Consider the following 23,224-nt stretch of genomic DNA (forward strand, 5'->3'; position numbering starts at 1 on the left):
TATTATTTACCGTGTTTAGCGTATTTAGTTTTGAATTTATCAATACGTCCTGCAGTATCGATAAGTTTAGATTTACCTGTGTAAAAAGGATGAGAAGTTCTGGAAATCTCCATTTTGAATACTGGGTATTCAACACCTTCGTGTGTGATTGTTTCTTTTGTTTCTACTGTTGATTTAGTGATAAAAACATCATCGTTTGACATGTCTTTAAAAGCAACTAATCTGTAATTTTCTGGGTGAATTCCTTGTTTCATTTTGTAAATCTTTTATTGTTATGAAGTAGTTTTGTTTTGAAGCTTTCATTTTTGAAAGGTATAAACTAGCTACAGCTTTTATTGTTCCTTTTTTAATTAGAGTGTGCAAAAATACAACTATTTTACAAAAATCAAAGCGATATGTAACTTTTTTTAATTGTTTTGTACTTACCGAAAAGTAATTACGGAATTACTATATTTGTTAACTAATCAAAACCTAAACATTATGAATGAAATTATTAAGAAAAACGGCGTTAGCTTTGGACTAATCTTCGGATTATTTTCGGTTCTATTAACAACAACTTTATACCTGGTTGATTTAGAATTATTTACAAGCTCATGGATTGGAATAATCTCAGTTATCATTTCAATATCAATTGGAGTAGTCCTAATTACCAAAACAAAAAAACAGTTAAACAACGTACTCACTTTTAAAGAAGGATTTACTGTATATTTTATTGCAGCCGCAATAGGTAGCACTATATCGACTCTATTCAATTACATTCTTTTCAATTTTGTTGATCCGGGAGCGAAAGAAACCATAAAAGAAATTACCTTAAAGTATACATCAGATATGATGGCAAAATTTGGTGCACCGGCAGATGCTGTAAATGAAACTATGAAAAAACTAGCAGAAACAGATAATTTTTCTTTGGGCAACTTGGCAATGGGATTAGCTTTTAGTCTTGTTTTTAGTGCTCTTTTCGGATTAATTTTGGCTGCCATTTTCAAATCTAAATCACCTTCATCACAAGGATTATAAATGAATTTATCCATAATAATTCCACTTCTTAACGAACAGGAATCTTTACCCGAATTGCACCAATGGATTGTCAAAGTAATGACAACCCACAATTATTCCTATGAAGTAATCTTTATAGACGATGGTAGTTCGGATGAGTCGTGGCAAATTATTGAACAACTTTCAAAAGAAAATCCAAACGTAAAAGGACTTCGTTTCCTTACCAATTTTGGCAAATCACAAGCCTTGCATGCCGGTTTTGCCAGAGCCAAGGGCGACGTAATCATTACAATGGATGCAGATCTACAGGATAGTCCGGAAGAAATTCCGGATTTATATAACATGGTTTTGAACCAAAACTACGACTTGGTTTCGGGCTGGAAAAAGAAACGCTACGATTCGGTTGTTGGCAAAAATCTGCCTTCGAAATTATTTAATTGGGCTGCACGAAAAACTTCGGGTGTTCAGCTTAATGATTTCAACTGCGGATTAAAGGCCTATAAAAGCGTCGTTATCAAAAACATAGAAGTTTCGGGCGAAATGCATCGTTACATTCCGGTTTTAGCTAAAAATGCTGGATTTAAAAAAATAGGCGAAAAAGTTGTCATCCATCAGGCACGAAAATACGGTGAATCAAAATTTGGCATGAACCGTTTTATAAATGGTTTCTTAGATTTGATTACCATTTGGTTTTTATCAAAATACGGAAAACGTCCGATGCATCTTTTTGGCGCACTTGGCGTTATAATGTTTATCATCGGTTTTTTAGCAACTTTTTTGATTATCGGAATCAAACTGATGAAATTATTTGTTTTCCATGAACCGACTATTTTAGTTGCTGCAAATCCCCTTTTCTACATCGCTTTAACGGCAATGATTATTGGTTCACAATTATTCTTAGCCGGATTTTTGGGTGAAATAATTTTGAGAACAAAGAACAACGAAGAGCGCTATAAAATTTCTAAAGAAGTGAATTTGTAATTCTGCTTCAGACTACAATTAAAATTAAGATTATGCATATCGAAAAAAACATATTAGACAAAGTAAACGAATGGCTTACGCCGACATTTGATCAAAAAACACAAGACGAAATCACAGAAATGATGACTTCTTCTCCAAAAAATCTGGAAGAAAGCTTCTATAAAAATTTGGAGTTTGGTACTGGTGGAATGCGTGGAATAATGGGCGTTGGAACCAATCGCATCAACAAATATACGCTTGGAAAAAACACTCAGGGTTTATCTGATTATTTAAAAAGATCGTTTCTTGGTGAACAATTAAAAGTAGCTATTGCTTATGATTGCCGACACAATAGTGATACTCTGGCTAAAGTTGTTGCTGATGTTTTTTCAGCAAACGGAATTCAGGTGTATTTGTTTTCAGAAATGCGTCCAACTCCTGAATTATCTTTTGCAGTCAGACATTTAAATTGTCATGCGGGAATTGTTTTAACAGCTTCTCACAATCCACCCGAATACAACGGATACAAAGTATATTGGCAGGATGGAGGGCAAATAGTTCCACCAAATGATGCTGAAATTGTTCAGGTAATTGAAAACCTCAAATACAGTGAAATCAAATTTGACGCCAACGAAAATCTGATTGAATATATTGACGTTGCCGTAGATGAAGCTTTCGTAAATTCTACTGTTGACAATGCAAGTTTTAACACTTCGGCGGAAGCCAGAAAGAATTTAAAAATTGCTTACACTTCGTTACACGGAACTTCCATCAAAATGGTTCCGAAAGTATTGGAAAAAGCAGGTTATACCGATGTAAATATTGTTCCGGAACAAGCAGAACCAAACGGAAATTTTCCAACAGTAGTTTCTCCAAATCCAGAAGAACCGGAAGCATTGACTATGGCTTTAGCCTTGGCAGATAAAATAAATGCGGATATCGTTTTTGGAACTGATCCGGATAGCGACCGTCTTGGCGTTGCAGTTAGAAATAACAAAGGCGAAATGCAGTTGTTAAATGGAAACCAAACGATGGTTGTTATGACGCATTATCTATTGGATCAATGGAAAAAAGCCGGAAAAATTAACGGAAAACAATTCATTGGTTCAACAATAGTTTCAACACCAATGATGTTGGAATTGGCTTCGGCTTATGGAGTTGAATGCAAAGTTGGTTTAACCGGTTTCAAATGGATTGCCAAGTTTATCAGAGATTTTCCTGAACTTAAATTTATTGGCGGTGGCGAAGAAAGTTTCGGCTATATGGTTGGTGATGCTGTTCGCGATAAAGATGCTGTTGGTGCTATTTTACTAATGTGTGAAATTGCGGCTCAAGCCAAAGAAAAAGGAAGTTCAGTGTACAAAGAATTGGAACAAATGTATGTCGACTTTGGTTTCTATAAAGAACATTTAATTTCGATTACCAAAAAAGGAATAGAAGGCGCAAACGAAATCAAGCAAATGATGGTTGACATGCGTGAAAACCCGGTTTCTGAAATTAACGGGCAACGTGTGATTATGGTTGAAGATTACCAAAACTCGACAGCGAGAAATCTATTAACCAATGAAACCGAAACCTTATTCATTCCAAAATCGGATGTGTTGATTTATTATTTGGAAGACGGCTCTAAAATTTGTGCACGTCCGAGTGGAACAGAGCCAAAAATCAAATTCTATTTTAGCGTAAATACTGCTATTGAAAATGTGGATGAAATTGCAGCAGCTGAAGCATTTTTGGATACTAAAATCGCAACTATAATTTCAGAAATGCAACTGAACTAATGGATAATAATCTCAAAAAATTAATCCCTTTTGCTTTAAAGTATAAGAAGAACGTCATTTTAAATATTGTCTTCAATATATTTTATGCCTTATTTTCAACGCTGGGAATGGTTTCTATAATTCCAACTTTGAAAGTTCTTTTCAAAGAAACGGAACAAGTTACCGTTCATCCAACGTATAAAAGCATTGGCTATTTGGGTAAATATGGAGAAGATTTATTGAATTATTATATCACGAAATTATCTTCAGAAAAAGGTGAAGAATACGCCCTTTTACTTGTAGTTTCGATTGTAATTGTAATTTTTTTACTGAAAAATATCTTTAATTATTTGGCTTCTTTTCATGTAACACGATTGAGAACAGGCGTTTTAAAAGACTTGCGTGAAAAGTTATATAAAAAAATTATCCATCTTCCGGTTTCCTATTATTCTGATGCCCGAAAAGGAGACGTCATGTCGAGAATGCTCGGCGATATCAATGAAGTTCAGAATTCCTTTTTCCAGGTTTTAGAATTAGTTGTTCGCGAACCTTTGACTATCATCTTTTCGATTGTAGCGATGTTGGCTATTAGTACAAAATTGACGCTATTTGTTTTTATTTTTATTCCAATTTCAGGTTTAATTATTTCCAGAATCGGGAAAAATTTAAAAGCTAAATCTACACGAGCTCAACAGGAAACAGGTTATTTCATTTCAATTTTAGATGAAACGCTTGGCGGAATGAAAGTTGTAAAAAGTTATAATTCAGAAAATCTTTTTATTTCTAAATTCAATGCTTCTGTTAAAAAATTACAACAGTTATCTAATAGTATTGGGAACAAAAGCAATTTGGCTTCGCCTATGAGTGAATTCCTCGGCATATTAACTATAGCTGTACTTTTATGGTATGGGGGTTATATGGTTTTGGTGGATAAATCCTTGGCAAGCACAGCGTTCATTGGATATATTGCTTTGGCTTACACTATTCTGACTCCGGCAAAAAATATTTCAAAAGCATCGTATCAGGTAAAAACAGGTTTGGCTGCTGCTGAAAGAGTCTTCACTTTGATGGAAGAAGAAAATACCATTACATCAAAAGAAAATGCAATCCATAAAGAAACTTTCGAAACCGGAATTTCTATAGAAAACATCAACTTCAAATACCATGAAGAAAATGTATTAAAGGACTTTTCGCTTCAGGTTCCAAAAGGAAAAACAGTAGCACTTGTTGGACAATCCGGAAGTGGAAAAAGTACGATTGCTAATTTACTGACCCGTTTTTATGACGTTAACGATGGCAGAATAACGATTGACAACGTTGACATCAAAGATATGGATTTAGTCTCGCTTCGCAGCCTTATGGGACTAGTGACACAAGATTCAATATTATTCAACGACACCATTAAATCGAATATTTCCTTAGGAAAACTTGATGCTACTGACGATGAAGTTATAGCTGCTTTGAAGATTGCGAACGCATATGAATTTGTAAAAGAGTTACCTGAAGGAATCTATACGAACATTGGAGACAGCGGAAACAAGCTTTCGGGTGGACAAAAACAAAGATTGTCAATTGCGCGTGCGGTTTTGAAAAATCCACCAATTATGATTTTGGACGAAGCTACTTCGGCATTAGATACCGAAAGTGAAAGATTGGTACAAATCGCTTTGGAAAACATGATGCAAAACCGAACATCTATTGTGATAGCACACCGTCTATCAACCATTCAAAAAGCAGATATCATTGTGGTAATGCAAAAAGGAAGGATTGTAGAACAAGGAAACCACGATGAACTTTTAGCCAAAAACGGAACCTATTCTAAATTGGTTTCGATGCAGTCTTTTGATTAATTAAACTGGCTTGTAACTACTTACTTTCCAATCTTTATCCGATAAATTCACTGAATGATACTGAAGATTATCTTCGGCATCAAACTCACCATTTTTATTAGTATCTTCAATAGTTCTGAAGTAAAGAATGTTTTTTGATTCGATAATTTTCCAATCGATTAATTCCTGAAAATCGACAGAAAGCTTGGTAAATTTTTGACCTGAAACTGTGCTTATGTACAACGATTTTATATCGTTGCTGTCCAACTTTCCGTCTTTGTTGGTATCCATATCAGCCAAAGAATAGACTAATAATTGTTGCTTACTTTTATCGGAAAAAGTCTTTAAATACGTAGCCGTTTCAATTAAAATTGGCTTGTCTGTCAAAGCATAAATCGTATCCTTCCCTATTTCCTGAAACTTCAAATTCTTTAAATAGCCTGTAATTTGGTATTCACCATAATTGGAAACTGTAAAACTTACTTCCGAATCTGATGAAGATTTAATTCCTTTTCCTTTGCCTGATATTACACCTATCGGATGAATTAAAAAATTAGTTCCTTCCATATTGATAGGTAAATCGGCAACCTCAATTTGATTGGTATCAACAACTACTTCAGATTTTACTTTTGAAGTTGTTTCGTAAGTTACTTTGGGTTTTTCAACTGCTTCTTTTTTACAGCTTATAAAAAGTCCAACCAAAACCAAAGCGATATAGAAAAAGGAATTTTTCATTTTCATAAATTTGATTCTCAAAATTAGTGAATTATTTCTACAATCTCGCGGTCAGTTTAACATTGAAAACTCTCGTCGTCATATAGTTTGGAATTCCGTATTGATTTTTGCTATACACATCGCGAACCCAAGTGTTGGTGATCGCATTCTGATTATTGAACAAGTTGTAAATTTCAAATCCAACCGATAAATCTTTCCATTTCTTTAACCAATGTCCGTCAGGTCTTTCGTTGTTTCTTTCGGTTAGGACATACGAAAACCCAACATCAGCACGACGATAATCACGCAAACGAGTTTGGTATTGGTAGGAATCGGCATAAGAAGGCGAACCTCCGGGTAAACCGGTGTTATAAACCAAATTCAGATACAATTTCATATTCGGAATATTAGGCATATAATCCTGGAAAAGAATACCAACTTTCAATCGCTGATCGGTTGGTCTGGCTATATAGCCTTTGTCGTTAATGTTTTCTTCAGTTTTCATGTAACCAAAACTCAACCAGGATTCGGTTCCGGGAACGAATTCACCATTTAATCTCATATCCAAACCATAAGCATACGCAACCGCATCATTATTGGCACGGTAACGAATTCTAACATTTTCAAGTGTATAGCTATTGACATCAGTCATCGTTTTATAATAAGCTTCTGTAACCAATTTAAACGGACGATTATTCATTTTGAAATTATAATCATTGCTCAACACAAAATGTATGGATTGTTGTGCTTTAACATTTGGCCTAACCGTTCCTAATGAATCTCTCAACTCACGATAAAATGGCGGCTGATGATAATAGCCAACAGACAATCTGAATAACATATCTTTCTCCCAATCGGGTTTTAATGCGAACTGTGCTCGTGGACTAAAAACAGTTTGTCTTTTTGCATTTGTAATACCATCTCCGGAAACCAACCAACTATGAAAACGAGCACCGGCAGTAACCCAGAATTGACTTTCTCCGATTTTAGTTTTGGTGTTCCATTGTGCAAATCCTGAGAATCTATCGATATCAACAAAATTTGTCGCTCTGACATTCTGATAAGGAACTAGTGGACCAACATAAGGATTGTAAGGTTGTTGATTTGGAAAATCTAAATGAGGTGGATTGATATGAAACCCGGCCGAATCAATAACTTCCCATTCTACTATTCGGTCACGAATGTTTTCACGAGTATATTTAAAACCCCAATCTATTTGATGCTTTTTGCTGTTGATAAAATGAGTTCCTTTGATTTCCGCATTTACGATTAAGGCATCCAAATCGTTTCGGGCGTGGTTTAGTTGTGTTCCGATGCCACGATTAAAAGTAACTTCTCCTAAAGTTTCTGAACCAATATTCGTATCCACTTCTCCTAAAAAGTAGGCTGCATAAATATCAAAATATTCTTGTTCCTGTGTGTGATAAACGGAACCTATAAGTCTGAAAGTATTATTTTCGTTAGGAGCATAATTGGTTTTCAGCGCACCAAAAAGTGTTTGGTATTTATCTTTTTCCTGACCTTCATAAAACACCTGCAAGGCAATTGGTTCGTCGATAGTTCCAAAATTGGTTTGACGAGTTAAGGGTTGGTAATTGTATTTGTTTTGGGAAATATTACCTAAGAAACTGAAATGCCATTTTTTATTTGGACTGAAATTTACATTCGTTTGCACATCAGCATAGGTTGGTCTGTAGTTGGTTTGTGTTTCCTGACTGTTTACCAAAAGTGAATTATCTCGGTAACGGACTCCGGTAATGGCTGACCATTTTTTATTTTTAGATGCTGCTTCTGCAGTCAAGCTTCCGCCAAGGAAACTCGCTTCGGCTGCTAAACCAAACTTGGTTGGTTTTCTGTAAGTGATATCCAAAACAGAGGATAATTTATCACCATATTTTGCCTGAAATCCACCGGCAGAAAAGTCAACATTCTGAACCATATCGGTATTGGTAAAACTCAATCCTTCCTGTTGTCCGGAACGAATTAAGAATGGACGATAGACTTCAATTTCATTTACATAAACTAAATTTTCATCATAATTCCCACCACGAACGGAATAGGTTGTACTCAATTCGCTGTTAGAATTTACCCCCGCGAATGTTTTTAAAACACTTTCAATTCCGGCATTCGCACTGGGATTTTTTCGAATTGTTTCCGGTTCAATTGATGTAATTCCCTGCACTCTTCTTCTGCTGCTTGTAATAACAACATCATTCAGTTGCTCTGCTTTGTCGGTCATTACAACGTGAAATTCAAAATTTTCACCAGGTTTTAATTGCAATGAAGCTGTAATGTTTTTCAGCGTTTTGTGTGTAAATACAATGACTATTTTTTGATTGGCCGGAACTGTTAATTCATAAAACCCACTTTCATTAGTTGTCGCCGTTTTGGTTTGATAACTTACGTTAACGCCTTCAACAGGTTTATTGTTTTCATCGAGAACAATTCCGGCAACTTTAGCGGTTTGATTTTGTGCAAATGCAATGATGCTTATTGTAAAAAAAAGGAGCGTAAAAAGGAATCTATTTGTTTTCAAATTATGGCATTAAGGTTTTTGACTTCTAAAAAATTGTGTTTCAAAGATAGTAGAATTTCCAACATTATCGATAATGACAACTTTTAAATCGTTTTTTCCTTCGGCAACAATGCCATCTGAAAAACGATGAATTAGCTTTTTGATTTTGTATTCATATTCCAACAAAATCCATTTTCCATTCAAATAGCCATCATAACTTTTAATTCCGGATAAGTCATCGGAAATCGTGAATTTTAATTCATTTAAATTGCTAATCCATTTTCCGCCAATGCGCTTGTCCGATTTTATTTTTGGGGGCACACCATCTTTTATAAGCTTGTATTCGCCCAAATATTTGGTGTAAATAGTAAACGAGTTTTTATAGCGTTTAGTATTGTAATAATTGATTTTTTTTCCATCAACCAAACCGATAAACATTTTTTCCCGGTCTTTTTGAGGTACAATACTGTCTTCAAAAGTGATTGAAAAATTAGTAAACGCAGGAACTATATCTTCATGAAGTTTTAGCGTTCCTTTTTTCACTTCAAAATTCATATAAAAATCATCGTAAAAAGTATTTGCCGGAAAATTGACCGTAACATTTTCGAGCGAAAAGATATTCTCCTTTTTGGCTTTTACAAAATATTTAGACGTTATAGGCACTTCCGCAATTTTTGCAGGCGAAGCCGAAAATTGAATTGGAATATAAATTTTAGCAATATTTTCGCTGAAATCGGCGACTTCTATTCTATACGACTGTGTTATATTACTTGAAACTGAAATGATTCCGTTGTTTGAACCCTGTTTTATAATGCTTAACGGATAAGGATTTTTCATGAATAATTCCTGAACGCGTTGTCCCAGTTTTTTATAACGTTCATAATCAATCAAAAGATTGACAAATCGGGTTTCATCAAAAGCAAATGTGTTAAATTGAAATCCGAAATCACTTTTGCCGTTAAGAAATGTCTGCACTCTGAAAATTCCATTCGAATTCCAGGAAACATCGTCATAATCAAAAGTTGTGATTCCGAAACCAATTTTGCCTGTTGCCGAAATTTTTTCTGCTATATAAGTTCCGTCATTCTGCAGAGATAAATTTACCGAAATCGGTCTTTTGGATTCATTTACAATGCTGTTTTCATCTAACGGATAAACCCACAAACTACTTATTGCCGGACGTTTTGAATCGGTTATAACCGTGTCAAATCCAAAATATAACGGATTGATAATTTTTTCGGATTGGGTATCCCGAATTTCAAAATGAAGATGCGGCCCATCAGAACCACCGGTATTTCCGGAAACTGCAATGATATCACCTTTTTTAACAATTAAATCAGTTGGAGTTAGAGCAACATCAATCTCATAGGATTTGGCTTTGTATTGCTCTTTTTTAATCCATTTTTCAATTTCTCCGTAACCCGATTGCAAATGTCCGTAAACGGTTGTGTATCCATTTGGATGCGTGATGTAAATCGCTTTTCCGTATCCAACTTCTGAAATTTTTATTCGGGAGACATAACCATCTGCGGAAGCGTAAATAGACAAACCTTCTTTTTGCTGCGTTTTACAATCGAAACCCGAATGAATATGATTGGAGCGCAATTCACCAAAATTTCCCGAAAGTTGAATCGGAATGTCGAGTGGTGAGCGAAAATACTCTTTTGGATATTGGGTTTGTCCAAAAGCTACTACCGAAAACAGCAAAAAATATCCAATTTTTTTCATAAAAACCTTTTCAGCTAAGGTAATAAAAAGGGTACGTAAATAATTACAACAAAAGTGTATTTTATAATCTGTTAAAAAACAAATTATTACCATATTAAGTAAGCAATAGAAAGAAATAATTGTCAAAACTATTGTACAACCGAAATAGAATCCTAACTTTGTGAAGTAAGTAATGAATAAAGTAATTCATGAGTGAAATTGCAGAAATAATTGATTCTGTTGAAAATAGAATAGCAAAACTTTTTACTAAAATAAATAGTTTAGAGCAAGATTCTGCTTCAATCAAAGAGGAATTAGTTAAAGCTGCTGCGGTGATTCAAAAGCAATCGGATGAGATTGCCGCTTTGAAATCGGAATGCGAATCTCTCAAAATGGCTAATTCATTATTAGGCGGTGAAGAAAATAAACGAGATACAAAGCTTAAAATAAATTCATTAATCCGAGAGATAGATTATTGCATTGCGCAATTATCAGACTAAAACATGGACGATAAGCTTAAAATAAAATTATCAATTGCAGACAGAGTTTATCCATTAACGGTTGACTTGTCACAGGAAGAAGGACTGCGAAGTGCTTCCAAAAAAATTGATGCTATGATTAAGCAATTCGAAGAAAACTATGCGGTTCGCGACAAACAAGATGTATTGGCCATGTGTGCTTTGCAGTTTGCTTCGCAGGTAGAGCAAAAGCAAGTTGACAGTTCTATTGACAGTAAAGATCTTGAACGATTGAAAAAAATTAATGATTTATTATTCGATTATCTCGAAAAAAAATAACGTTCTTATCACATAGGATTACAATACCGCCTACATTAGATTTTAATTGGTAAACTCAACACTAACAAATTAGAATGAGCCAGTCATCGTTACTAAAGCACGCCACTTTATCGTGGATCCTTGACCAACGAGTTAGCTCAAAACTTGTCTTTTCGAGTTTATGCATTCACCTAATGTAGGCTTTTTTTATATATAAACTAAAACAAAAAATGGAAACTCTACTAATTATAATTGCGCTGGTAGCGGGAATTGCCGGAGGTTTTGGAATTGCAAAATTCCTTGAAAAAAGCAACATCTCCAACATGGTAAAAAATGCCAAAAAAGAAGCTGCATCAATTTTAAAAGATGCCAATCTTGAAGGCGAAAACATCAAGAAAGACAAGTTGCTTCAGGCAAAAGAAAAGTTTTTAGAATTAAAAGCTGAACATGAGCAGGAGATTTTAAACAAAGACAAAAGAATTGCTGAAGTAGAAAAAAGAACACGTGATAAAGAATCACAAGTTTCAAGTGAATTGGCAAAAGCTAAAAAAGTAAACGACGACTTCGAAGCAAAAACAGCAGAATACAACTCGAAAATTGAGTTGTTAGAAAAGAAGCAGCAAGAGCTTGAAAAACTTCATAAGAGTCAGGTGCAACAGCTTGAGGTTATCTCCGGGCTTTCGGCTGAAGATGCTAAAGAGCAATTGGTGGAAAGCTTAAAAGCGGAAGCCAAAACTAAAGCTATGTCGCATATTCAGGATACTATTGAAGAAGCAAAATTAACGGCGCAACAAGAAGCTAAGAAAGTCATCATCAACACCATTCAACGTGTTGGAACGGAAGAAGCAGTTGAGAATTGTGTTTCTGTTTTTAATATTGAATCGGATGACGTTAAAGGAAGAATCATTGGTCGTGAAGGAAGAAACATTCGTGCACTGGAAGCGGCAACCGGAGTTGAAATTATTGTTGATGATACACCGGAAGCTATTATCCTTTCCTGCTTTGATCCTGTGAGAAGAGAAATCGCCCGTTTGTCATTACACAAATTAGTAACTGACGGTAGAATTCACCCAGCTAGAATTGAAGAAGTTGTTGCCAAAACAACTAAACAAATCGAAGAAGAAATTGCCGAAGTTGGAAAACGTACGGTAATCGATTTAGGAATTCACGGTTTGCATCCTGAGTTGATTAAAGTGGTTGGTAGAATGAAATACCGTTCTTCATACGGACAAAACTTATTGCAACACTCGCGCGAAGTTTCTAAGCTTTGCGGAATCATGGCAGCTGAATTAGGCTTGAATGTTAAATTGGCAAAACGTGCCGGTTTACTTCACGATATAGGAAAAGTGCCTGATGCGGAAAGCGATTTGCCACACGCATTATTAGGAATGCAATGGGCTGAAAAATATGGTGAAAAAGAAGAAGTATGTAACGCCATTGGAGCCCACCACGATGAGATAGAAATGAAATATTTAATTTCTCCGATTATACAGGTTTGTGATGCTATATCAGGTGCAAGACCAGGCGCAAGACGTCAGGTTTTGGATTCGTACATCCAAAGATTAAAAGACTTAGAAAACATCGCATTTGGCTTTAATGGTGTTAAAAATGCTTATGCTATACAAGCCGGACGTGAGCTTCGTGTAATCGTTGAAAGCGAAAAAGTAAGCGATGAAAATGCAGCAAGTCTTTCGTTTGAGATTTCACAAAAAATTCAAACTGAAATGACTTATCCTGGTCAGGTTAAAATTACCGTAATCCGTGAAACCAGAGCAGTAAATATTGCGAAATAGTAATCTATTATAATAAAAAAAGCGACCATTTGGTCGCTTTTTTTATAGATTAAAGATTGATTTTATATTATCAACAGTCATAGGTTTCAGATAATAATCATGTATTAAATCTTTAAAATCACTGGCTCTGCTTCTATCTTCACTATTATCCGAAGAACTGATGACATAAATAATAATTTCTTTTTCCAAAAGATTTCTAATCGATTTAAATTCTTCTAAAAACTGCCAACCGTCTAAAACCGGCATGTTAATATCTAAAAGAATTAAATCGGGGGGATTTTCTCCGGCTTTTAATTTACTTTTAATTCCTTCAATGGCTTCTAAACCATTTTCAAAAAAGGCGGGATTTATATCTACATTACTGATTAGTAATAACTTCCTGATAAGGAAGTGGAATATCTTATCATCATCAACAACAAACACGTTGCTAAACTTCATTTTAAAACAGATTTGGGGTTAATCTTATATTTTTTTGGCAGAAACAAAAATAGAAATTAATACCAAAAATCAAATTTTTCTGGGATGAAATTTATTGATGATTTGTGTTAAATGTTTTCTGTCCAAATGAACATAAATTTCGGTTGTGGTAATAGATTCGTGACCAAGCATCATCTGTATTGAACGTAAATCTGCTCCATTTTCGAGCAAGTGCGTTGCGAATGAATGTCTTAAAGTATGCGGACTGATTGATTTTTGCAGATTGATTTTGACTGCTAATTCTTTAATAATTGTAAAAATCATTGCTCGTGTAAGTTGTTTACCTCTTCTGTTTAAAAACAAGGTATCTTCATGTCCTTTTGCTATTGACAAGTGATTTCTTATATTGTTTCTATAGATTTCAATATACTTTTGAGTCGCCTTTGCTATGGGAACAAAACGCTGTTTATTTCCTTTTCCGGTGATTTTGATAAAGCCTTCATCAAAAAACAAATCCGAAATCTTTACCGAAATAATTTCAGAAACCCTAAGTCCACAACCGTATAAGGTTTCCAGAATGGCTCTATTTCGTTCACCTTCCGGTTTGGATAAATCGATGGCTGCGATGAGATTGTCAATATCTTCTAACGATAAAGTGTCTGGAAGTTTTCGTCCAATTTTTGGTGCTTCTATCAACTCCATTGGATTGTCTGTCCGATAATCTTCAAAAATAAGATAGGAAAAAAAACTTTTTAAGCCCGAAATGATTCTGGCTTGTGAACGGGCGTTGACTTCTTTAGAAACCGCATATATAAATTGTTGTATGGTCTCTTCGTTTATTTTTTCGGGAGAAACTGTTATCTCATTTTCGAGTAAAAACTTAGTCAATCGTTCCAAATCGAAACTATAATTTGCAACGGTGTTTTTTGACAAACCCCGTTCAATTTTAAGATAGGATTGAAAACTTTTGATATAACTGTTCCAGTTCATGAGGCAAAGTAACGAAATGTATGGCTATAAAAAAACCGCGCCTTTGGCGCGGTTTAAATCTGTATGCTCTAAACTAATTACAGTTTGTAGATCAAACCGAAAGAGATAGAAGATAAATCAAGACCTAAATTAAATCCTGTAGTTTTATCAGCTCCATTTCCACCGTTATCATTTGAAGAATAACCGAAACCACCCCAAGATGAAGTAATTGCGAAGTCATTAGACACGAAATAGTGTAATCCTAATGGAATGTTAAGTCCAATTTCTTTGAAAGTAGCATCACCAGCTCCATTGTCATACTTAGTTGACATGTAAGATAAGTTAGCACCTACAGAAAGAGAAAATTGACTTGCCGGAGTCCAGAAATATTTAGCACCTGCTGCAATTCCGAAACCTGAAGTTTTCAATTCATTACCTGCACCATCGTCTTCTTTACCAGACATGAAAGACAATTGTCCTTCAATTGCGATGTTGTCATCAATGAAATAACCAATACCTGGAGCTAATGTAAAACCATCAGTTTTAGCATCACCTTCTTTTACGCTAGAAAATCCAGCAGTACCAGTTAAATACAAATCTCCATTAGAGAAACCAGCTCCTCCTTCTTTTTTGTCTTGTGCATTAGCAAACGTCAACGCGAATACTGCAGCTACTGTTAAAATAATTTTTTTCATGTTTGTTTAATTTTAAAATTAATATGAACAAATTTATAAGTAATCCTTTTCTATCAACGTAATCCAATATTACAGTTATTAACAATTTTATTAACAAAAAATAAATTTAATTATTTACTTTCCAGCGTTTTAAGCCTATTTTAGGCTGTTAACAAGAATTTTGTGTTTTTTAGATTTTCGATAAATCTATAAACAAAGAGCATTTTTCCTATTAATAATTGCTTTTTTAACACAAAACAAAATGCTTATTTAAACTGATTATTCCTATTTTTACAGAAACATACATCAATATGAAAATAATCATAATTAACGGTCCAAATCTAAACTTGTTAGGAAAGCGTGAGCCTGAAGTTTATGGCAACATGACATTCGATACTTTTTTTGATGAGTTGAAAAAGAAATATCCGAGCATTACCCTTTCGTATTTTCAAAGTAATATAGAAGGTGAACTGATTGACAAAATCCAGGAAGTTGGGTTTTCTTATGACGGTATCATTCTTAATGCTGCAGCATATACGCATACCTCTGTTGGTATTGGCGATGCTGTAAAGGCTATTGCAACTCCGGTAATAGAAGTTCATATCTCCAATACTTTTTCGAGAGAAACTTTTCGTCATCAGTCTTTTATTTCTCCTAATGCCAAAGGAATCATTATTGGTTTCGGTTTGAAGAGTTATGAATTGGCTTTGCAGTCGTTTCTATAATACTATTTACCTATATATGCTACTTAAAAAATCCCTATCGCTTTTATGCCTTTTGTTAACTTTAAATGTTGCTGCTCAAATAAAAGGAACCGTTACCGACGACAAAGGAAATCCGTTACCATTTGTAAACATCTTTGAAGAGAATACCTATAACGGAACCACTACAAACGACAAAGGAAAATTCACCTTAAATGTAAAAGGCGAAAACCCAACGATTATCTTTCAGTACTTGGGCTATAAAACCGTAAAAAAATCAATTACAAAGAATGAGTTTACTGAAAATTTGAGTATCACTCTGACTGAAGAGAACATTACGTTAAAAGAAGTTGTCATCAATCCGAAAGACAATCCCGCGAATGAGATTATTCGAAATGCGATTAAACATAAAAAAGAAAACTCGGAAAAAACAGCCCGATTCAAATCTGATTTTTATTCACGCGGCATTATCCGATTAAAAGATCTTCCAAAAACCATCATGGGACAAAAACTTGATATGTTTGACGAAATATTAGATTCTACCCGTAGCGGAATTATTTATCTGTCGGAAACCGTTTCCAAAATAACATTCCAAAAACCCGATAAAATGAAAGAAGTCATCGTGGCTTCTAAAGTAAGCGGCAAAGACAACGGGTTTAGTTTTAACAATGCGGCTTCGGTGAATTTTGATTTTTATGAAAACTATCTTCCGTTTGAAATTAATGTCGTTTCTCCAATTGCCGATAATGCTTTCAACTATTATAAATACAAATTTGAAGGTTCGTTTTTTACCGAAAACCGTCAGCAGATTAATAAGATAAAAGTAATTCCACGGCGCGAAACCGAACCGGTTATGGAAGGCTACATTTATATAGTCGACGATTCCTACTCTATTTATGCTACTGATTTATCCATAAAAGGAAATCAAATGCAGTCTCCGGCGATAGACAAACTAACTTTGAAACAGAGCTACAGTTATAATGCTAACAATAAAATTTGGGTAAAAAACACACAGACACTTGACTTCGTTGCCGGAATGCTCAGCATCAAAGTCAACGGACGATTTACTTATGTGTATTCTAATTTTGAATTTGAAAAACAATTTGACAAAAAAACTTTTACTAACGAAATACTGTCATTTCAGGAAAATGCCAATAAAAAAGAAGATTCGTTTTGGAACACTATTCGACCTGTCCCATTAACCGAAGAAGAATCGACCGACTATGTGAAGAAAGACATTTTACAAACCAAAAAGAAATCAAAAGTCTATTTAGATTCGATTGATGCCAAACACAATAAATTCAAAATAACCGATATCCTTAATGGCTACAGCTATAACAACTCGTTTAAAAAATGGTCGTTTAATTATGACTCGCCATTTACATCGATTGCTTTCAACACAGTTCAGGGTTGGAATGCCAACATCGGATTATCGTATGTTAAGCGAAATGAGGAAAAGCGGACTTACACTAGAATCAGCTCCAAATTTGACTACGGTTTTTCGGAAGAAAAGATAAGAGCAACTGCCAATTTCACTCATAAATTCAACAATACCAACAACAGTCTTTTGTATTTCAATGGTGGAAGTTCTGTTAATCAATTTAATGCGAGCAATCCGATTTCAAATATTGTAAATACGGTCAGCACTTTGTTTTTCAAAAATAATTTTATGAAACTCTATGAAAAGAATTTTGTTTCAGGATTTTTTGGAAGAGAAGTTGTCAATGGGTTTTATATGAATGTTGGCGCCGAATATGCCGAAAGAAAACCGTTATACAACACTACCGATTATACGGTTATAAAAAATGATGATTTATACACATCCAATAATCCGCTTTCGCCAAATGATGAAACTTCAGCAGCCATAAGCAAACACAATTTGGTTAAGACTAATGTGCTGATGCGATTTCGTTTCGGACAAAAATACATAACGCGACCTGACGGAAAATACAATATCCCAAATGACGATTATCCGGCCTTGTCTTTAGGTTATGAAAAAACATTTGCTGCTACCGATAAAAATTATGAATATGATTTTATTGCTGCTCGAGTAAATTATGATGTGACTTTGGGCAATAAAGGAACTTTACAAATGGCTTTCAAAACCGGAAAATTCTTTAATGCTGACAATATTTCCTTTGTTGATTTTAAACATTTCAACGGAAACCAAACTCATATCGGGCAATCTGAAAGTTATACTAATGTGTTTAATTTATTGCCCTATTACACTGCAAGCACCAATGACAGTTATAGTGAAACGCATATTGAGCACAATGATAAAGGGTATTTTATGAATAAAATTCCGTTGCTAAAACACCTTCAATCACAATTGGTTTTAGGCTTTCATAATTTGGCTGTTCCCGACAGAAAACCATATCAGGAGTTTTCGGTTGGATTAGACAATCTTGGATTTGGAAAATACCGTTTATTCCGTGTAGATTATATTCGTTCGTATCAAAACGGATATCAAGGCGATGGCGTTATCTTTGGATTGAAATTTTTAAATGTGCTTGAATAAATAATTAATAAAAAATGTTTACACATCAGGGTAAATCGAGAACATTGACGCACAATTTGCGTATTGCATCTTTGCTTTCGTTTGTTGCAGGAATTGTCAATGTTGCCGGATTCCTTGCAGTTACAAAACTGACTACAAATGTAACCGGACATTTTGCCTTTTTTGTTGACGAAGTTTTCAAGTTGAATTTTTGGAATGGATTTATTTATTTTTTATATATCTTTTTCTTTTTTCTGGGTTCTTTTGTTTCGAGCTTTCTGGTAGAACTTATTTCACAAAAAACAGAAAGGAACATCTATATTTTTCCAACATCAATTGAAATTTTGATATTGATTTTACTTGGATTCTTTGGTGGAAAATTAATAAACTCCAATCCCAACTTCATTGCATGCAGTTTGCTGTTTGCAATGGGTTTACAGAATTCATTGGTAACTAAAATATCAAACGCCACCGTAAGAACTACACATTTGACAGGACTTTTTACCGATTTGGGAATAGAATTATCGCAATTGTTTTTCTATAAAAAACCCGAAATGAAGCAAAAGTTGTATTCTTCAATTAAATTGAGATTAACAATTATAAGCTTCTTTTTTATCGGTGGAATTATCGGTGGAATATTTTATGGAAAAATTCAGTTAATGGTACTTTTTATCGCAGGTGTCGCATTAGTAATTGGTTTAATTTATGACAATATAAAACTAAAAATACGATTACTGAATCGAAAATACAATCATTAAACGAAAATCATGAAGAAAATAATACTGATAATAGCTGCCTTACTATTTGCATTGTCAATTTTTATTTCGCTTATGCCTATTGATACTTCAGAAGAAAAGAGCATTGATTATTTAAAAAACACATCATAACCAAAACGAATCAGTGTTCCGATTACGACTATCAAAAAGAAAATCCGAATAAATCCGTTTCCTTTTTTGATGGCAAGTTTGGCACCAATCCAACCACCAATAGCATTGCAAATCGCCATCGGAAGTGCGAAAGCCCAAATGATTTTCCCTTTTAAAACAAACAGGCAAATCGAACCAAAGTTGGTTGCCAGATTAATCATTTTGGCATTTGCCGAAGCATTTAGAAAATCAAAACCCAAAACGCTTACAAAACCTAATACAAGAAAGCTTCCGGTTCCCGGACCAATAAAGCCGTCATAAAATCCAAGGACGATACTCATGCAAACAGCTAATAGGAGTTGTCGCTTAACCGTATGCTCTTTCACCTGATGAATTCCGAAGTCTTTTTTGGTAAATGTATAAATAGCTATCAAAGTCAAAACCACCAAAAGTAGTGGTTTCATAAAATCGTTATGTACTTTAGTCAGCAAATGAGAACCTAAAAAAGCAGAAGCAAAAGCCACAATTGCCATTATGGAAAGCAACTTCCAATTCATATCCACTTTTTTCAAATACTGATTAGCCGCAAAACTAGTTCCACTAAAAGCCGGAATTTTTAACGAGCCTATTATAGAGGATACAGCAAGGTTTGGCATTAAAATCAAAGCTACCGGAGTTTGGATCAATCCGCCGCCGCCAACTATAGCGTCAACGAATCCGGCAAAGAAAGATGCAATACAAAGAAGTATTATGATATATGTTTCCATAGCTTTTTAAATTCCAAATAAAAAATCCAAATAAATCCAAAAAAGAAATTCCAAATTCCAATTGCGATAAATTTTGGAATTTGGAATTTTATCTATTGGGATTTATTTTATTTATACTCTCACAATATTGGCGCCAAGCGCGCGAAGTCTTTCGTCAATACGTTCGTAACCTCTGTCAATTTGTTCAATATTTTGAATTGTTGAAGTTCCTTTGGCAGAAAGCGCCGCAATCAGCAATGAGATTCCAGCACGAATGTCTGGTGAACTCATTACAGTTGCTTTTAATTGTGATTGGAAATTATGTCCCATAACTACAGCTCTGTGTGGATCACACAACATAATTTTGGCACCCATATCGATTAATTTATCCACAAAGAACAAACGACTTTCGAACATTTTTTGGTGTATTAACACATCGCCATTAGCCTGCGTTGCCACAACCAAACAGATACTCAATAAATCAGGTGTAAAACCTGGCCAAGGAGCATCGGCAATAGTCAATATAGAACCATCAATATCTGTTTTTACGGTATATCCTTTGGTATGCGCCGGAATATAAATATCGTCTCCTTTTCTTTCTAAAGTAATTCCAAGCTTTCTGAACACATTCGGAATAACACCAAGATTGTCCCAGGAAACATTTTTAATCGTAATTTCGCTTCTTGTCATCGCCGCAAGGCCAATCCATGAACCAATTTCAATCATATCAGGCAGGATTCTGTGTTCGCAACCACCTAATTTATCAACACCTTCAATCGTCAATAAGTTAGAACCAACTCCAGTGATTTTGGCTCCCATTGAATTCAACATTTTACACAATTGTTGTAGATAAGGTTCACATGCAGCATTATAAATTGTAGTGATTCCTTCGGCCAAAACAGCAGCCATAACAATGTTTGCCGTTCCGGTTACCGATGCTTCATCAAGCAACATGTGTGCACCTTTTAATTTCCCTTTGGTTTCAACACCATAGAAATGGTCTTCTCTTTCGTAACGGAATTTAGCGCCAAGATTTATAAAACCTTCAAAGTGGGTATCTAATCTTCTTCTTCCAATTTTATCGCCACCTGGTTTTGGAATATAGCCACAACCAAATCGGGCCAAAAGCGGTCCAACAATCATAATCGAACCTCTTAAACTTCCGCCTTCTTTTTTGAAAGCTTCGGTTTTTAAATAATCAATATTTACTTCATCGGCTTGAAAAGTGTAATCTCCTACTCCGTTTTTTTGAATTTTCACACCCAAATTCCCAAGTAAAACTATTAGTTTATTAACATCTATAATATCCGGAATATTTGTAATCCTAACCTTTTCTGAAGTTAATAATGCAGGGCATAAAACCTGCAATGCTTCATTTTTTGCACCTTGTGGCTGTACATCACCTTTTAATTGGATTCCTCCTTCAATTTTAAAAGTTCCCATATGTTTTTTTAAGGTTCTGAGGTTCTGAGGCTCTGAGGTTCTGAGGTCTTAGAGCCTTAGAACCTTAGTGCCTTAGCACCTTTATTTCTGATTGTTATTATTTTTCTTTATAAATGGCTTCTTACCGTTTTTAGTTTTAATCTTCGGATTAGAAACCGGCATGTTTTTATTGGACATTTTTTTATTGGTACGCATCAAATCGGTTGTAGTTAGCAACTCTTCGGTGCTTTGCAGCAGATTTAATTTTCCGCCGGATAATTCGTAAAGATGCTCAAAAATAACAGTATCTGTAACCGTATCTTTATTCCAACTTAAATAGGATTTTTTCATGTGATTGGCAATCACTTTAACTAAAGCATTTTTCATTTCTCCCTCTTCCCAACTGTTAGCCACATCAATCATGTACTTAATGTTGTTTCCATAAAAACGATATTTCGGATTTTTTTGTGGATAGGCTAATCTTTCCGGTTTCAGATGAATTACATCTCTGGTCGGAATTGGATATGGCGAATCGACATCCAACTTAAAATCAGACATGATAAAAATCTGATCCCACAATTTATGTTGAAAATCTGGCACATCACGCAAGTGTGGGTTTAAACTTCCCATGACCTGGATAATGTATTTTGCTACCTGATTGCGCTTCTCTCTGTCTTCAATAACCGTTGCCTGGTCAATCAGTTTCTGCAAATGGCGACCATATTCAGGAATGATTAAATGCGGTCGTTCTCCATTATATTCCAAATGATGAACTACCTCGTTTGCATTTTCTTTTATATATTTTTCTGGCATTATAATGATATTATTCCTTCGATAGAAGACACTTCAATATATTTTTCGATAACATGTTCCGGACTTTCCATCATCACGTTTATTGAAACACTGGTGTATTTTGCGTTTTTTGATTGCTTGGTTTGAATTACAGCACCGATATTGTCAAAAGCATTTTCTACTTCTTCAATTTTTTTTGGACTTGTTGGCACAATAAACTTATACAAATACTCACTTGGCCATACCGAAGTCGTGCTTAATTCTTCTTTCAATCTGATATAAAACTCTTCTGTCTTCTTATCCATTTTTAAACAAAATAAAAGCAAATATACAGTATTGATTTCAGAATTTAGAATTGGATTCTATGATTTCAAAAAAATAATTTTTAATCCTAAAAATAAATCCAAATTCAATTTACATATTCTAATTAGTTTCAATAAATTTGCCCTTCATTTCAAAAATTTTGGAAAAAGAAATTATAGTTATTATAGGCGGTCCCGGAACCGGAAAAACAACCATTATAGACGGATTATTATCCAAAGGATATTGTTGTTATCCTGAAATTTCACGCGAAATAACTTTAGAAGCTAAAAAACAGGGAATTGAACAATTGTTTCTTGAAAAGCCTTTGTTGTTTAGCGAATTACTTTTAGAAGGAAGAAAAAAACAGTACAAAAGCGCCATTGCCGAACCACATCCAGTAGTTTTTATCGACCGCGGAATTCCGGATATTTTAGCTTATATGCATTATATAGGCGACAGTTATCCTGCCTTTTTTGACGAAGCCTGCAGGGAACACAAATATTCCAAAATTTTTATACTTCCGCCTTGGGAAGAAATATATGAAAGTGATGAAGCCCGTTATGAAAACTTTGAACAGGCCAAATTAATTTACAACCATCTTACCGAAACCTATCAAAAGTATGGGTATGACCTCATAGAAGTGCCACGCGGGACTGTTGATGAGCGCATTGAGTTCATATTTAAACATCTGTGATAATACACTTTTACTGTACCTGCAACCCAATCTTATTTTATATCTTTGATACAATAACAACTTGTCAGCCTGAGCGCTTCATGAAGTTTCGGG

Annotated in this window: 22 protein-coding genes and 1 other RNA gene; 12 read left to right on the forward strand and 11 right to left on the reverse strand. The window is 34.6% G+C overall.

Going from position 1 to position 23,224, the window contains the following annotated elements; genetic code table 11:
• Positions 1-2: 2 nt before the first annotated feature.
• Positions 3-254, reverse strand: coding sequence for a type B 50S ribosomal protein L31 (locus L1S35_RS00525; protein ID WP_236395745.1), 252 nt, complete (start codon positions 252-254; stop codon positions 3-5).
• A gap of 226 nt (positions 255-480) precedes the next feature.
• On the opposite strand from L1S35_RS00525, the gene L1S35_RS00530 reads away from it, so the two are divergent.
• The 4 genes from L1S35_RS00530 to L1S35_RS00545 are packed head-to-tail and all read left to right on the forward strand — an operon-like array spanning position 481 to position 5,566.
• The gene (locus L1S35_RS00530) at positions 481-1,017 is read left to right on the forward strand and encodes a DUF4199 domain-containing protein (RefSeq protein ID WP_236395746.1); all 537 of its coding nucleotides are present in this window, start codon (positions 481-483) and stop codon (positions 1,015-1,017) included.
• Positions 1,018-1,977 carry a glycosyltransferase family 2 protein gene (locus L1S35_RS00535; protein WP_236395747.1) on the forward strand — a complete coding sequence of 320 codons (960 nt, stop codon included), beginning with the start codon at positions 1,018-1,020 and terminating at the stop codon, positions 1,975-1,977.
• A gap of 32 nt (positions 1,978-2,009) precedes the next feature.
• On the forward strand, positions 2,010-3,737 hold the full coding sequence (locus L1S35_RS00540) for a phospho-sugar mutase (protein WP_236395748.1): 1,728 nt from the start codon (positions 2,010-2,012) through the stop codon (positions 3,735-3,737).
• Positions 3,737-5,566: an ABC transporter ATP-binding protein gene (locus tag L1S35_RS00545; RefSeq protein ID WP_236395749.1), complete on the forward strand. Its 1,830-nt coding sequence runs from the start codon at positions 3,737-3,739 to the stop codon at positions 5,564-5,566. Before L1S35_RS00540 ends, L1S35_RS00545 begins: the two co-directional genes overlap by 1 nt.
• On the opposite strand, the gene L1S35_RS00550 is transcribed toward L1S35_RS00545, so the two are convergent.
• Genes L1S35_RS00550 through L1S35_RS00560 form a run of 3 tightly spaced genes read right to left on the reverse strand, consistent with a single transcriptional unit; the run spans position 5,567 to position 10,502 of the window.
• Positions 5,567-6,280 carry a hypothetical protein gene (locus tag L1S35_RS00550; protein WP_236395750.1) on the reverse strand — a complete coding sequence of 238 codons (714 nt, stop codon included), beginning with the start codon at positions 6,278-6,280 and terminating at the stop codon, positions 5,567-5,569.
• Positions 6,281-6,317: 37 nt separating this feature from the next.
• Positions 6,318-8,795, reverse strand: a complete 2,478-nt coding sequence (locus L1S35_RS00555) for a TonB-dependent receptor (RefSeq protein WP_236395751.1) — start codon at positions 8,793-8,795, stop codon at positions 6,318-6,320.
• Positions 8,796-8,804: 9 nt separating this feature from the next.
• Positions 8,805-10,502: a M23 family metallopeptidase gene (locus L1S35_RS00560; protein ID WP_236395752.1), complete on the reverse strand. Its 1,698-nt coding sequence runs from the start codon at positions 10,500-10,502 to the stop codon at positions 8,805-8,807.
• 188 nt (positions 10,503-10,690) lie between these two features.
• On the opposite strand from L1S35_RS00560, the gene L1S35_RS00565 reads away from it, so the two are divergent.
• From L1S35_RS00565 to rny, 4 genes are all read left to right on the forward strand, one after another.
• A complete protein-coding gene (locus L1S35_RS00565; RefSeq protein WP_236395753.1) occupies positions 10,691-10,981 on the forward strand; it encodes a coiled-coil domain-containing protein in 291 nt (96 codons plus the stop codon).
• Between the two features lie 3 nt (positions 10,982-10,984).
• The gene (locus L1S35_RS00570; protein WP_236395755.1) at positions 10,985-11,278 is read left to right on the forward strand and encodes a cell division protein ZapA; all 294 of its coding nucleotides are present in this window, start codon (positions 10,985-10,987) and stop codon (positions 11,276-11,278) included.
• A gap of 53 nt (positions 11,279-11,331) precedes the next feature.
• Positions 11,332-11,438: non-coding RNA, 6S RNA (gene ssrS / locus L1S35_RS00575), on the forward strand.
• A 49-nt stretch (positions 11,439-11,487) separates the two neighbouring features.
• Positions 11,488-13,050 (forward strand): ribonuclease Y, encoded by a 1,563-nt coding sequence (gene rny, locus L1S35_RS00580; RefSeq protein ID WP_236395757.1) that lies wholly within the window; start codon positions 11,488-11,490, stop codon positions 13,048-13,050.
• Positions 13,051-13,092: 42 nt separating this feature from the next.
• Here the strand turns inward: rny and L1S35_RS00585 are convergent, their stop codons facing one another.
• The 3 genes from L1S35_RS00585 to L1S35_RS00595 all read right to left on the reverse strand — a co-directional run bounded on the left by L1S35_RS00585 (position 13,093) and on the right by L1S35_RS00595 (position 15,131).
• Positions 13,093-13,488, reverse strand: a complete 396-nt coding sequence (locus tag L1S35_RS00585) for a response regulator (protein ID WP_236395759.1) — start codon at positions 13,486-13,488, stop codon at positions 13,093-13,095.
• A gap of 69 nt (positions 13,489-13,557) precedes the next feature.
• Complete coding sequence (gene xerD / locus L1S35_RS00590; RefSeq protein WP_236395760.1) at positions 13,558-14,457, reverse strand: site-specific tyrosine recombinase XerD; 900 nt, start codon at positions 14,455-14,457, stop codon at positions 13,558-13,560.
• 77 nt (positions 14,458-14,534) lie between these two features.
• Entirely contained in the window at positions 14,535-15,131 is a 597-nt protein-coding gene (locus L1S35_RS00595; RefSeq protein ID WP_236395762.1) for an outer membrane beta-barrel protein, read from the reverse strand.
• 290 nt (positions 15,132-15,421) lie between these two features.
• Here L1S35_RS00595 and aroQ point away from each other — a divergent pair, with 290 nt between their 5' ends.
• From aroQ to L1S35_RS00610, 3 genes are read left to right on the forward strand one after another with little or no spacing between them, the layout of a single operon-like run.
• Positions 15,422-15,835 (forward strand): type II 3-dehydroquinate dehydratase, encoded by a 414-nt coding sequence (gene aroQ, locus L1S35_RS00600; protein WP_236395763.1) that lies wholly within the window; start codon positions 15,422-15,424, stop codon positions 15,833-15,835.
• A gap of 16 nt (positions 15,836-15,851) precedes the next feature.
• Positions 15,852-18,329, forward strand: a complete 2,478-nt coding sequence (locus tag L1S35_RS00605) for a DUF5686 and carboxypeptidase regulatory-like domain-containing protein (RefSeq protein ID WP_236395764.1) — start codon at positions 15,852-15,854, stop codon at positions 18,327-18,329.
• A gap of 14 nt (positions 18,330-18,343) precedes the next feature.
• Positions 18,344-19,066 carry a YoaK family protein gene (locus L1S35_RS00610; RefSeq protein WP_236395765.1) on the forward strand — a complete coding sequence of 241 codons (723 nt, stop codon included), beginning with the start codon at positions 18,344-18,346 and terminating at the stop codon, positions 19,064-19,066.
• A gap of 107 nt (positions 19,067-19,173) precedes the next feature.
• On the opposite strand, the gene L1S35_RS00615 is transcribed toward L1S35_RS00610, so the two are convergent.
• The 4 genes from L1S35_RS00615 to L1S35_RS00630 form a co-directional block, all read right to left on the reverse strand.
• Positions 19,174-19,941 (reverse strand): sulfite exporter TauE/SafE family protein, encoded by a 768-nt coding sequence (locus L1S35_RS00615; protein ID WP_236395766.1) that lies wholly within the window; start codon positions 19,939-19,941, stop codon positions 19,174-19,176.
• Between the two features lie 111 nt (positions 19,942-20,052).
• Complete coding sequence (gene murA, locus L1S35_RS00620) at positions 20,053-21,363, reverse strand: UDP-N-acetylglucosamine 1-carboxyvinyltransferase (RefSeq protein WP_236395767.1); 1,311 nt, start codon at positions 21,361-21,363, stop codon at positions 20,053-20,055.
• An 81-nt stretch (positions 21,364-21,444) separates the two neighbouring features.
• Entirely contained in the window at positions 21,445-22,155 is a 711-nt protein-coding gene (locus tag L1S35_RS00625) for a DUF4290 domain-containing protein (protein WP_236395768.1), read from the reverse strand.
• Complete coding sequence (locus L1S35_RS00630; protein ID WP_136150549.1) at positions 22,155-22,439, reverse strand: DUF493 family protein; 285 nt, start codon at positions 22,437-22,439, stop codon at positions 22,155-22,157. The genes L1S35_RS00625 and L1S35_RS00630 overlap by 1 nt, the downstream gene beginning before the upstream one ends.
• A gap of 158 nt (positions 22,440-22,597) precedes the next feature.
• Between L1S35_RS00630 and L1S35_RS00635 the strand changes: the two genes are divergently transcribed.
• On the forward strand, positions 22,598-23,131 hold the full coding sequence (locus tag L1S35_RS00635; protein WP_236395769.1) for an AAA family ATPase: 534 nt from the start codon (positions 22,598-22,600) through the stop codon (positions 23,129-23,131).
• Positions 23,132-23,224 lie beyond the last annotated feature (93 nt).

Source organism: Flavobacterium anseongense (genome assembly GCF_021608185.1).
Taxonomy (GTDB): Bacteria; Bacteroidota; Bacteroidia; order Flavobacteriales; family Flavobacteriaceae; genus Flavobacterium; species Flavobacterium anseongense.

Coding starts and splice junctions, on each gene's coding strand:
- L1S35_RS00525 (WP_236395745.1), bottom strand. CDS start 254: ATGAAACAAGGAATTCACCCAGAAAATTACAGATTAGTTGCTTTTAAA.
- L1S35_RS00530 (WP_236395746.1), top strand. CDS start 481: ATGAATGAAATTATTAAGAAAAACGGCGTTAGCTTTGGACTAATCTTC.
- L1S35_RS00535 (WP_236395747.1), top strand. CDS start 1,018: ATGAATTTATCCATAATAATTCCACTTCTTAACGAACAGGAATCTTTA.
- L1S35_RS00540 (WP_236395748.1), top strand. CDS start 2,010: ATGCATATCGAAAAAAACATATTAGACAAAGTAAACGAATGGCTTACG.
- L1S35_RS00545 (WP_236395749.1), top strand. CDS start 3,737: ATGGATAATAATCTCAAAAAATTAATCCCTTTTGCTTTAAAGTATAAG.
- L1S35_RS00550 (WP_236395750.1), bottom strand. CDS start 6,280: ATGAAAAATTCCTTTTTCTATATCGCTTTGGTTTTGGTTGGACTTTTT.
- L1S35_RS00560 (WP_236395752.1), bottom strand. CDS start 10,502: ATGAAAAAAATTGGATATTTTTTGCTGTTTTCGGTAGTAGCTTTTGGA.
- L1S35_RS00565 (WP_236395753.1), top strand. CDS start 10,691: ATGAGTGAAATTGCAGAAATAATTGATTCTGTTGAAAATAGAATAGCA.
- L1S35_RS00570 (WP_236395755.1), top strand. CDS start 10,985: ATGGACGATAAGCTTAAAATAAAATTATCAATTGCAGACAGAGTTTAT.
- rny (WP_236395757.1), top strand. CDS start 11,488: ATGGAAACTCTACTAATTATAATTGCGCTGGTAGCGGGAATTGCCGGA.
- L1S35_RS00585 (WP_236395759.1), bottom strand. CDS start 13,488: ATGAAGTTTAGCAACGTGTTTGTTGTTGATGATGATAAGATATTCCAC.
- xerD (WP_236395760.1), bottom strand. CDS start 14,457: ATGAACTGGAACAGTTATATCAAAAGTTTTCAATCCTATCTTAAAATT.
- L1S35_RS00595 (WP_236395762.1), bottom strand. CDS start 15,131: ATGAAAAAAATTATTTTAACAGTAGCTGCAGTATTCGCGTTGACGTTT.
- aroQ (WP_236395763.1), top strand. CDS start 15,422: ATGAAAATAATCATAATTAACGGTCCAAATCTAAACTTGTTAGGAAAG.
- L1S35_RS00605 (WP_236395764.1), top strand. CDS start 15,852: ATGCTACTTAAAAAATCCCTATCGCTTTTATGCCTTTTGTTAACTTTA.
- L1S35_RS00610 (WP_236395765.1), top strand. CDS start 18,344: ATGTTTACACATCAGGGTAAATCGAGAACATTGACGCACAATTTGCGT.
- L1S35_RS00615 (WP_236395766.1), bottom strand. CDS start 19,941: ATGGAAACATATATCATAATACTTCTTTGTATTGCATCTTTCTTTGCC.
- murA (WP_236395767.1), bottom strand. CDS start 21,363: ATGGGAACTTTTAAAATTGAAGGAGGAATCCAATTAAAAGGTGATGTA.
- L1S35_RS00625 (WP_236395768.1), bottom strand. CDS start 22,155: ATGCCAGAAAAATATATAAAAGAAAATGCAAACGAGGTAGTTCATCAT.
- L1S35_RS00630 (WP_136150549.1), bottom strand. CDS start 22,439: ATGGATAAGAAGACAGAAGAGTTTTATATCAGATTGAAAGAAGAATTA.